The following is an 11,538-nucleotide window of genomic DNA, read 5'->3' on the forward strand; positions in this document are numbered from 1 at the left end:
GGAGCGAGGGTGGACGGGTCGCGAGTGGGTCAGAAGATCTCCACATACTCCTCGGGAGGCCCGAGCTCGGGCCGCGCGCGGAACTCGATGCGATCGCCCGAGTGCTCGAGTTCGAGGACCGTCACCGTGTTGCCGCCCGCGCGGAGGGCGGGTGCCGGGACGTACAGCGTCACCTGCGGGCCGATCTCCCAGTACCGGCCCAGGAGGAACCCGTTCACCCAGACGAAGCCCTTGCCGAAGCCCGGCAGGGCGAGGAAGGCGTCAGCAGGCTCGTCACGATCGAGCACGAACTCCGCGGTGGAGAACCCGGCCGGTCCGCCGACCGCGATCGGCGCACCCGGCGCGATCGGCCCTCCCGGGTGGACGCGGCGAGCCCGTCGCTCGACCTCCTCCCTCGTCCACTCGTCGAGCGGCAGCGCGGTCGCGGTCCAGCCGTGCACCAGGCGGCGGCCGAGCTGCACCCCGCCCAGGATGCCCTTGCCCTGACCGAGAAGCGGCCCGTAGTTGATGCGACCCTGGTTCTCGACCAGGAGCTGGAGCTCGACCCGCTCGCCCGAACCGGTCACCGGCACGGAGCCGTCCGCGTCCAGGATCCCGGCGAGCACACCGTCGACGAAGACGTGCGCGCGGTCGTGGAGTCCGGTGACGGTGATGGTGCTCTCGCCGAGAGGGACACGCGGCGTCGCTCGGTAGAGCACCAGGCCCGCGGCGATGCCCAGCTCTTCGAAGCTGGGCGGGGTGGCACGCCGTGCGGTGGACGGCACCGAGCCGAGCGCGTCGAGCAGTGCCGCTCCCCGGGCGACCGGGACGGTGCGCGGAGCCAGGATGAGCGGATCCGCCGGAACGGGGAGCGCCCGGCCGCCCGCAGCGACGAACCGCTCCCGGAACGCGTGGAACTTCGGCGTCACCGCACCGTGCTCGGCGATCGGCGCGTCCGAGTCGTAGCTCGTCACGGTCGGCTGCAGCCGGCCGTCGTGGTTGGCCCCGGCCCAGAGACCGAAGTTCGTGCCGCCGTGCGCCATGTAGAGGCTGACGGAGCCGCCGGCGTCGAGGATCTCGCCGAGCGTCGCGTCCGCGCTCGGCACGGTGCGCACGTGGTGCCGTTCGCCCCAGTGGTCGAACCAGCCGTTCCAGAACTCCGCGCACAGCAGGGGCTCCCCGCTGCGGCGTGAGCGCAGCAGGCCGAACGCCTCCTCCGCCCGCGTCCCGAAGGTCGCCGTAGCGAGCACCCCCGGGAGGCTGCCGCCGTCGAGCATGAGGTCGGTCGGACCGTCCGCCGTGTACAGCAGCTCGGTCGCGCCGCGCGAGACCAGCGCCGCGCGCAACCACTCCAGATACTCCGCGTCGTCGCCGTAACTGCCGTACTCGTTCTCGACCTGGAAGGCGACGATCGGGCCGCCCGCCGACACCTGCAGAGCGGCCAGACGCGGCATCAGCTCGTCGAACCACGCGGCGACGGCGGCCACGAAGGCGGGGTCCGAGCTGCGGGCGCGCATCCCGACCCGGCCGGTGAGCCAGGCGGGCAGGCCGCCGTTGTCCCACTCGGCGCAGATGTAGGGGCCCGGGCGCACGATGACGTCGAGCCCGACCTCGCCGGCCAGGGCGATGAACGCCTCCAGGTCGCACCAGCCGTCGAAGGACGCCGGGCGGTCGGGGCGGCGCTGATGGAAGTTCCAGGCGACGTAGGTGTCGACGGTGTTGAGCCCGAGGGCGGCGAGCCGTTCGAGCCGATCCCGCCACTGCGCGGGATGCACCCGGAAGTAGTGCAGGGAGCCGGAGAGCACCTGGTGGGGCGTCCCCGCCCGCAGCAGCACGCCGTCCTCGTATCTCAGCAGAGGGGAGGTCGCGGTCAGGGTCACTTCACGGCTCCGGCGGTCATCCCGGCGCGCCAGAAGCGCTGCAGGGCGAGGAAGGCGATGATCAACGGCACGACGGAGACCAGCGAGCCGATCACGACGAGCGGCGGCGGCACGGCGACATGGCTGGCGTTCCAGCCGACGAGGCCGACCGTGACCGGCTGCATGTGGTCGTCGCCGAGCACCATGGCGGGCAGGAGGTAGTTGTTCCAGATCTCGACGAACTGGAACAGGAAGATCGTCACGAGGGCGGGCAGCATCATCTTCGTCGAGATGGCGCGGAAGATGCGGAACTCGCTCGCGCCGTCGATCCTGCCGGCCTCGATCACCTCGTCCGGCACCGACTGGGCCGCGAAGACGCGCGCCAGATACACGCCGAACGGGCTGACGATGCTCGGCAGCAGCACGGCGAGCGGGTTGTTGATCAGGTGCACCCCCGAGAACATCAGGTAGAGCGGCAGGGTGAACAGGATCTTCGGCACGAGCACCGCGGCGAGGATCACGCCGAACAGCGCGCCCCTCCCGGGGAAGTCGTATTTGGCCAGCGCGTACCCGCCCATCGCGGAGAGCACGGTGCCGATCCCGGCGCCGACGCCGCAGTAGAGGAGGCTGTTGAGCATCCACTGCCAGAAGATGCCGTCGCCCTGCGCCGTGAGCCGGGCGAGGTTGTCGAAGAGCCCGAAGCCGTCGAACCAGAGGCCGTTGCCCGAGAACTGCTGGCCGAACGGCTTGGTCGCCGACACCAGCAGCCACCAGAGGGGGAAGAGGAAGTAGACGGTGGAGACGGCGAGCAGCACCATCACCACGGTGCGGCTCAGCGGGGTGGTGTCCCGTCGCGGACTGAGGAGGGTCACGCCTTGTCCCCTTTGCTGGTGAGTCGGAAGAACACGAACGAGATCACGCCGACGAGCACCGCGAGGATGACCGATTGCGCCGCCGCGTAGGGATAGTTGCCCGCGCCGACGGCGGCCTGCGCCGACATGATCGGGGTGAAGGTGGACGACACTGAGCCGCCGGAGATCGGCTGGAGCACGGTCGGCTCGTTGTAGAGCTGCGCGGAGCCGATGATCGAGAAGACGGCCGTCAGCACGATCGCACTGCGCACCATCGGGATCTTCACGCTCCAGGCGGTACGGAACGCGGAGGCGCCGTCGAGCTTGGCCGCCTCCAGCACTTCGGCCGGGATGGACTGGAGTGCGGCGTAGATGATGATCATGTTGTAGCCGGTCCAGCTCCAGGTGACGATGTTGGCCACCGACCAGAGCACGGTGCCGTCGTCGAAGAAGGGCAGCTGGATGCCGAGCGGCTCCAGCAGGTGGTTGATCGGGCTCGAGGTGGTCGAGTACATGAACGACCAGACGAGCGCCGCGCTCACTCCCGGGATGGCGTACGGCAGGAAGCTCGACAACCGGAAGAAGCCCTTGCCGCGCGCCGACTTCGAGTCGATCAGCAGGGCCAGTGCCAGGGCGAGGCCGAGCATCACCGGCACCTGGACGACGCCGAAGAGGGCGACGCGGCCGAGCGACGCCACGAAGTCCGGGTCGCCGAAGGCGTGCACGTAGTTCGCGAACGGGTCGAACTCCTGGGTCGGCGCGGTCAGGCCGAGGCCGGAGCGCTTGACCGTGAACAGGCTGCTGACGAAGGCGTAGACGATCGGGGCGATGTTCATCGCGGCGAACAGCACGACGAACGGCCCGAGGAACAGCAGCGGCGCGCGCCAGCTGAACGAGCGGCGCGGCCTGTGCGGCTTCCGCGGCCCTCGCGGGGCCGCCGGCCTCGCCGCCGATGGGGTCGCCGGATGCTCGGCGACGGCCTGGTCGGTCACGTTTCCTTCTCTCCGCGCACGGGATGCCGTGCGCCTTCACGACGGGATGCGGCGGTCCGTCCCGAACCGGCCCGCCGCATCCATCGCCCCCGTTGTCGTCCCGACGGCTCCTACTCGGAGACCTTCAGGCCCTGCTTCTTCAGCTCGGCGACGGTCTTGTCCTGCGCGCTCTTCAGCGCGTCGGCGATCGTCCCCTGGCCCGCCCAGGCCTTGCCCAGGCCGTCGTCGAGGTCGGCGGCGGTCTTGGTCATGACCGGGCCCCACGTCCAGTCCGGGTTGACCTTCGGCGCCGCGTCCGCGAACACGTCGAATATCTTCTGGCCACCGAAGTACGGGTCGCCCTCGCTGAGCGCCGGGAGGTCGGTCAGACCGGTGGCGGCCGGGTAGAGGCCGGCCTTCTGCACGAGCGTGTTGTACGTGTCCTTGTCGGTGCTCATCCAGTGGGCGAACTCCCATGCGGCCTTCGCATTGGAGCAGCCCTTGAGCACGGCGGTCGCCGAGCCGCCGGCGTTGCCGACCTGGTCGTCGCCGGCCGACCACTGCGGCATCGGGGCGACCGCCCACTTGCCGGAGCCGTCGGCGGCGCCGCCCTTGATGACGCCCGCCTGCCAGACGGCGCCGACGACGGTCGCGATGCTGCCGTCGCCGAGGCCGGTGTACCAGGCCTGGTCGTACATCGGGGCGCTGCTGATCAGGCCTTCCGAGGCGAGGCCCTGCCAGTAGTCGGCGACCTTCGCGTTGGCGTCGGAGGCCATCGTCACCTTCCAGGAGTCGCCGTCGACGTCGAACCACTTCGCGCCGGTCTGCCAGGCGAGCCCGGCGTAGTCGTAGTCGAGGTACGGCGACGAGATGAACTTCTTCGGGTCGGACGCGTGGATCTTCTCAGCGTCGGCCTTGTACTCGTCCCACGTCGCCGGGGCGCTCAGGCCGAGGGAGTCGAAGAGCTCCTTGTTGTAGAACAGGCCCATCGGGCCGGTGTCGACCGGGGCGCCGTAGACGGCGTCTCCGATGCTCACCGACTTCCACGCCGCCGGCTGGAAGTCCTTCTCGTCGGCCTTCGCATAGCTCGCGACGTCTTCCAGGGCGCCCTGCGCCGCGAAGCTCGGCAGGGTCTCGTACCCGACCTGCGCGAGGCACGGCGCGTTGTTCGCGGTGACCGCGTTGAGCATCTTCTGGTAGCCGCCCTTGGACCCGGGCTGGACCTCCTGGTACTTCACGACCACGTCTTTGTGGGAGGCGTTGAACGCCTTGACCGCGTCGGCGTAGCCCGGGGCCCAGCCCCAGAACGAGACCGTCGCGGGCGTGGACTCGGATGAGCCGGACCCGGATCCGCCGGAGCACCCGGCCAGACTCATCAGGCCGAGCGCGACCGCCCCCGCCGCGCCGGTCAAACGGATTGCTGCTGACTTCTTCACTGCCTCTCCTTTGAACACAGACACCCTTCAGCGGGTTCGAGAAGCGAGTGTCGCACAGAATGATACCGATAACAACCCAAGTCGGAGATTGCAGGGATAGAGGTGCAGAATCTCCGTAGTCAGTGCGATGCGCCCGTTATCATTGCATTCATGACCAGCACCGATTCCCGGGATGCGGCGCCGAAGCCGCCCGGTATGACGGACGTCGCCCGAGTGGCGGGCGTCTCCGCCCAGACCGTCTCGCGCGCACTCAGCGGCCACCCCAACGTGCAGGAGAAGACGCGCGCGAAGGTCCTCGCCGCCGTCGAGCAGCTGGGCTATCGGATGAACAACGCCGCGCGCATGCTGTCCTCCGGCCACAGCCGCACCCTCGGCATCGTGCTCCTGCAGACGGGCTTCTACTCGCGCACGGCGGTGACCGTGGGGGTGGAGGAGGCCGCACGCGACGCCGGCTACTCGGTCAGTTCCGCCACCTGCCCGTCGCTCGAGCCCTCGGCGATCGAGGAGGCGATGTCGCGCCTGGCCGACCAGGGGGTCGAGGGCATCGTCCTGGCGCTCCCGCTCATCCACGTGACCAAGGGCATCGAGGAGCTCACCCGGGCGATCCCGACGATCACGATCGACGGATCCCGCACGTCGACGACCGAGATCGTCGCCGTCGACCAGTCCCACGCCGCCCGGCTCGCCACGCAGCACCTGCTCGACCTGGGTCACGAGACCGTCTGGCACGTCTCCGGCCCGACGGAGTGGCTGGACGCCGTGAGCCGCAGCGAAGGCTGGCGCAGCACCCTGGAGGCCGCGGGGATCACGCCTCCCCCCGAGCTGAAGGGCGACTGGTCGCCGGCCTCCGGTTACCAGAACGGCCTGATCCTGGGCCGGATTCCCGATGTGACGGCGGTGTTCGTGTCGAGCGACGAGATGGCGTTCGGCGTGATCCGGGCGTTCCACGAGCTGGGCCGGCGCATCCCCGAGGACATCTCGGTGGTCGGCGTGGACGACATCACGCTCGCGGAGTACTGCTCCCCGTCGCTCACCACAGTCGCGCAGCCGTTCGGCGAGATGGGGCGACTGGCCGTGGAGCATCTCCTGCGGTACATCACGGATCCCGGGACGACACTGGCGCCCGCGTCGGTCGAGCCGACTCTCGTCGTGCGCGCCTCCACCGGGCCCGCGCCCGCTCGCGACTGACTCCTCGGCTCGCCTGCGAATCCTGCTAGCGATATCAGGGGGTTCCTGTCATCGCTTTAATCGCCTAGTGTTATCGATGCCATACAGGCAATCCTTCCCAACGATGCAGCTAGGTGGACCTTGTGAGCCTTCCTCCCCCGCGCGGATTCCGCGCCCTCTCAGCCGCGATCGCGGCCGCCGCGCTCGTCGCAGCCGGTGCCCTCGTGCCGATCGCCGCCGCTCCGGCCGTGGCCGCCGACGCTCCGGCACCGGCCGGCGCCGCCATCCCGCAGACCCAGTACGCGCTCGTCGGCGTCGACTCCGAGTCGGCACCGTATCCGGCGCCTCCCGCCCTCGACGGAACCGCGCTCGCGGCCTTCGACGGCGACCCGGACACCCAGTGGGCGACGAAGTACAACGGCGGTGCGCCCGACCCCCTCCCGCATTGGATCACCGTCGACGTCGGCGGATCGTTCCCGCTCACGGGCATCCAGTACCAGGTGAAGAACCAGTCGAACGGGCCGGTCGCCGACGTCGAGGTCTACGTCACGGACAGTGCCGCGGTGGCGCAGGACGCCGCCGCGGACTGGGGCACGCCCGCCGCGACCGGCACCTTCCGCCAGCCGGCCTCCGCCACCGATGTGCAGAACCTCGACTTCTCGCAGCCCGTCACCGGTCGCTACGTCAAGTTCGTCGCGACCAGCACCGTCAACGGCAGCGCCAACGTCTCGGCCGGCGAACTGCGCGTCTTCGCGACAGGAGACACGACACCGCCGCCCGTCACTCCCGATCCGCCCACGGACGCCGCGACACCGGTCGCGATCGGCAACGGCTCCGGCCTCACTGTGCAGGTCGCGCGCGAATTCCCCCAGGTCGTCTCCTACGACCTCGGCGGCCGCACGCTCGGCGGACAGGCGCAGAAGCTCGACGCGTTCACGATCAACGGGACCGCGCACGTCGCCACCACGACGATGACCGCCGCGGCGGATGCGGCGACCTACGTCTCGACCTTCGGCGACCTCCCGGACCTGACGATCACGACGACGATCACGGCCACTGCGAAGGACACCGTCGAGTTCGCCGTGACGAAGATCGAGGGCGGAGCGGCGGCGACGGTCGACCAGCTCGCCATCCCGAACCTGTCGCTGGTCTCCGTCGACTCGTCGGATTCGGCCGCGGCTCTCGCGCGCACCCAGATCTCCACCGACTCCACCACCACCGCCGACCGGTTCCTCGCGATCACGGGCGCGACGCCGGTGGACGCGCGCAGCGTCGGCACGCCCTACGGCTTCGTGAGCGACTCCCAGCTCGCCGCGGGCATCATCACCAACGCGACCGACGACGCCGCACAGGACTCCGACACCAACTGGAACACGCGCCTGCAGTCGCAGATCGTCGACGCCGGCAACGGTGCACGCCGCGCCCAGCTCTCGGTCGGCAACTGGACCTACGCCCCGGCCGGCGCCACGGACCCGCGCGTCGCGGTCTACGCGCTCCCCCGCGCGACCGTCGTGCTCTCGGCCGACGCGAACGGCGACGGGAAGATCGACTGGCAGGACGCCGCCATCGCCTACCGCGACGCCGCGACCCGGCCCCTGGGCGCCGACCGCGTGGCCGAGCGGGTCGTCCAGCACATCCCGTTCAACTTCGCCAGCCAGGCGACGAACCCGTTCCTGAAGACGCTCGACAACGTCAAGCGGATCTCGATGACGACCGACGATCTCGGCCAGTGGGTGCTCGACAAGGGCTACGCCAACGAAGGCCACGACTCCGGGCACCCGGACTACGGCGGCGACTACAACACCCGTGCGGGCGGCCTCGCCGACTTCAACACGCTGGTCGAGGACGGCAAGCAGTACAACGCCGACGTCGCCGTGCACGTCAACGCGACCGAGGCGTACCCGCAGGCCAAGACCTTCAGCGACCGGATGGTGCAGGGCCAGGTCAACGGGTGGGACTGGCTGAACCAGAGCTACCACATCGACCAACGCTACGACCTCGGATCGGGCGCGATCGTCGACCGTTTCGCGCAGCTCAAGCAGGAGGTGCCCGACCTGGCCGGCGTCTACATCGACGCCTACTACTCGAGCGGCTGGCTGGCTGACGGCCTCGCGGCCCAGCTCAGCGACCTCGACCTTCAGGTCGCGACCGAGTGGGCGTACAAGTTCGAGGGCTCCTCGATCTGGTCGCACTGGGCCAACGACAAGAACTACGGCGGTGCGACCAACAAGGGCATCAACTCCAACATCGTCCGCTTCATCGCCAACACCGATCGCGACGTGTGGAACGTCGACCCGCTGCTCGGCGGTGCCGACATCAAGGAGTTCGAGGGCTGGACGGGCCAGAACGACTGGAACACGTTCTACTCGAACATCTGGTCGGCGAACCTGCCCACCAAGTTCCTGCAGCACTTCCCGGTGCAGGCGTGGGACTTCGGGAAGTCCGCGACTCTGACCGGCGGAGTGACCGTCTCGATGAAGGACGGTCAGCGCCAGATCGTGATGGACGGCGCGACCGTCGCCTCCGGCGGCACCTACCTGCTCCCCTGGGGCGAGCCGGACGCCGACGGCGTCTCGTCCCCCGCTCACGCCGACAAGATGTACTACTTCAACCCCGCGGGAGGCTCCGCGACGTTCACGCTCACTCCGCAGTTCGCCGGCACGACGGACTTCACCCTCTACACGCTGACCGACCAGGGCCGGGTGAAGGTGTCCGACGTCCACGCGACGAACGGCGCCGTCACGCTCACCGGTGCCAAGGGCGTGCCGTACGTGCTCGCTCCGGCGGACGGTGCTGCTCCTCACGCCTCCGCCGGGTACGGCGCGGGCAGCGGTCTGACCGATCCGGGGTTCAATGCGGGCGACCTGTCGGCCTGGAACGCGACCGGGGGCGCGAAGGTCGCCACGGCCGACAGCGGCGACAACGTCGCCGTGCTCGGGGCGGCCCGATCGTCGATCTCGCAGAAGGTGACCGGGCTCCAGCCCGGTGCGCGCTACTCCTTCAGCGCGAATGTCGAGATCGGCCCCGGCGAGCGGCGCACGACCTCCGTCTCGGTGGATTCCGGCACCGTCGTCGCGAACACGTTCGACATCACCCCGGCCGCCAACTCGATGGCCTCCGACGCGAAGGTGGGCACGTACTCGCAACGCGCCTCGGTGTCCTTCGTCGCACCGGCGAACGGCACCGCGACCGTCGCGATCGGCGCCGTCGCGGGCACTGCCGCCGTCACGCTCGACGACGCACGCCTGATGCTCGACACCTCCACTCCGCTGCCATCGACAGGCGCGGTCATCGCCGCGGACGACTTCGAGGGCGACCAGCCCGGCTGGGGACCGTTCGTCAAGGGCGACGCGGGCGGCGCCACCGACCCGCGCACCTCGATCAGCGAGCTGCACGACCCGTACAGCCAGAAGGCGTGGAAGAACACGCACTCGCCGTACGACTCCGGGGCTCTGAAGGGGCTCGCCGTCGACGACGTGCTGACGGGCGAGCACTCCCTCAAGGCGCACGAGGAGAACACCGGCCTCGTGTACCGGACGGTGCCGGCCACCGTCCCGTTCGTCGCCGGCCACAAGTACCGGGTGTCGTTCGACTATCAGACCAACCTCGACGGCCAGTGGGCCTGGGTCACCGGGGCGGACACGGTCGGCGGCGGCGACGTCTCCGTGGCGGACGTGAACCGGGATGCGCTCGCGCCCGCCCTTGACACGGCGCACTACGCGAAGGACATCGTCGCGGGCTGCGGCGACACCTGGGTCGGACTCCGCAAGCTGGCCGGCGCGAACGGCGCCGACTTCGTGCTCGACGACTTCCGTGTCGAGGACCTCGGCGAGGAGGCCGGCGGCGCGTCCTGCGGGTCGGTGACCGCCCCGGCGAGCACCGACCTGAGCCCCGGAGCGACGGGCTCCCTGGTCACGACCTTCACCAACAACGAGCCGACCGCGGCGACCAACGTCGGTGTCGAGCTCTCCGGGCTGCCCGAGGGGTGGACCGCACAGGTCGCGAAGAAGGACGGCAACCTGTTCGGCAGCGTCGCCCCCGGGAAGAGCGTGACGACCACCTGGCTCGTCACCCCGCCGGCGTCGGCCGCCGGGACGACGGCGACGCTCTCGGTCGTGGCGACCTACGTCAACGACTGCGTCACGAAGTCAGTCTCCGCCGCGGCGAAGACGAGCGTCTCGGACCGGCCGATGCTGTCACCCGGCTCGATGACGGCGACCGCCGACTCCGAGAACCTCTCGTCCGGCCCCGGCGAGGGACCGGTCGGGAACGTGCTCGACGGCGATCCCGCCTCGATCTGGCACACCGACTACACGAACTCGACGGCGCCGTACCCGCACTGGGTCACCCTCGCGCTGGCCGGGCCGTCGACGGTGGACGGCTTCGGGTACCTCGGCCGGCAGGGCGGCGGTCAGAACGGCCGGGTCAAGGGCTACCAGATCGCGGTCTCGGACGACGGCTCCTCGTGGACCTCCGTCGCCTCCGGATCCCTGATCGACGCTCCGACCATGCAGATCGTGCCGTTCGCGCCGGTGACGGCCTCGTTCGTGCGGTTCACGGCGACGAGTGCGCTGAACGGGCAGCCGTTCGCCGCTGCTGCCGAGATGCGGGTCTACGGCGCGGCCGCCGAGGCGCCGACCGGGTTCGCGCCCGGAACGCGCTCGGCGGACGAGCCCTGCGCCGTCGGCACGCCCGCGATCTCGGCTCCGGTGGCGGTCACGGCGGGGCACGAGCTCACGGTCGGCCTGAGCGGGTTCCCGAAGGGCGCGCGCGTCTCCATCGTCCTGCACTCCGATCCGCTGGTGCTCGGCACGGTGACGGCGGATGCGGACGGTGCAGGTCGTCTGACGGCGACGGTCCCGGCCGGCTTCGCCACCGGTCCGCACACGCTGCAGGCGGTGGTGGCCGATGCCGTGGTCGCCGAGCGGGCGATCACGGTGACGGCGGCCGACGTACCGGGGACCGGCGCGGGGAGCGGCGGCGCGGGAGGCGGCGCAGGCGTCGTCCCGCCCGGCCTCGGCGGTCCGCTCGCCTCCACCGGCTCGACCGACCTGGGCTTCGCGGCGCTGATCGCGCTGCTCGCCGCGGTCGGCATCGGAGCCGGCGTGACGCTCCGCCTCCGGCGCACCCGCCGGGCGTAGTCGAGACGACGGTGCCCCGCCTCCCGGTCGATCACCGGGGGCGGGGCACCGTTCGTTCACGCGGGCGTCCCCGCCACATTTGGACCGAATGACGACTTAGAGGCGCGCTTTCACGACATTCGGGCCAAATGTCG

General features: G+C 70.3%; 6 protein-coding genes. 2 read left to right on the forward strand and 4 right to left on the reverse strand.

Annotated elements, in window-relative coordinates; translation table 11 throughout:
* Positions 1–29 precede the first annotated feature (29 nt).
* From ACFVU2_RS03020 to ACFVU2_RS03035, 4 genes are all read right to left on the reverse strand, one after another.
* Positions 30–1,859 carry a glycoside hydrolase family 35 protein gene (locus ACFVU2_RS03020; protein WP_387870802.1) on the reverse strand — a complete coding sequence of 610 codons (1,830 nt, stop codon included), beginning with the start codon at positions 1,857–1,859 and terminating at the stop codon, positions 30–32.
* Entirely contained in the window at positions 1,856–2,710 is an 855-nt protein-coding gene (locus ACFVU2_RS03025; protein WP_387870804.1) for a carbohydrate ABC transporter permease, read from the reverse strand. The genes ACFVU2_RS03020 and ACFVU2_RS03025 overlap by 4 nt, the downstream gene beginning before the upstream one ends.
* Complete coding sequence (locus ACFVU2_RS03030) at positions 2,707–3,681, reverse strand: carbohydrate ABC transporter permease (RefSeq protein ID WP_387870807.1); 975 nt, start codon at positions 3,679–3,681, stop codon at positions 2,707–2,709. The genes ACFVU2_RS03025 and ACFVU2_RS03030 overlap by 4 nt, the downstream gene beginning before the upstream one ends.
* A 110-nt stretch (positions 3,682–3,791) precedes the next feature.
* Positions 3,792–5,096: an extracellular solute-binding protein gene (locus ACFVU2_RS03035; RefSeq protein WP_387870809.1), complete on the reverse strand. Its 1,305-nt coding sequence runs from the start codon at positions 5,094–5,096 to the stop codon at positions 3,792–3,794.
* A 150-nt stretch (positions 5,097–5,246) separates the two neighbouring features.
* Between ACFVU2_RS03035 and ACFVU2_RS03040 the strand changes: the two genes are divergently transcribed.
* Both ACFVU2_RS03040 and ACFVU2_RS03045 read left to right on the forward strand, forming a co-directional pair.
* On the forward strand, positions 5,247–6,284 hold the full coding sequence (locus ACFVU2_RS03040) for a LacI family DNA-binding transcriptional regulator (protein WP_387870811.1): 1,038 nt from the start codon (positions 5,247–5,249) through the stop codon (positions 6,282–6,284).
* A 122-nt stretch (positions 6,285–6,406) separates the two neighbouring features.
* Positions 6,407–11,404 (forward strand): endo-alpha-N-acetylgalactosaminidase family protein, encoded by a 4,998-nt coding sequence (locus ACFVU2_RS03045; protein WP_387870813.1) that lies wholly within the window; start codon positions 6,407–6,409, stop codon positions 11,402–11,404.
* Positions 11,405–11,538: the final 134 nt, after the last annotated feature.

The sequence above is a fragment of the Leifsonia sp. NPDC058194 genome, from assembly GCF_042883605.1.
GTDB lineage: Bacteria > Actinomycetota > Actinomycetes > Actinomycetales > Microbacteriaceae > Leifsonia.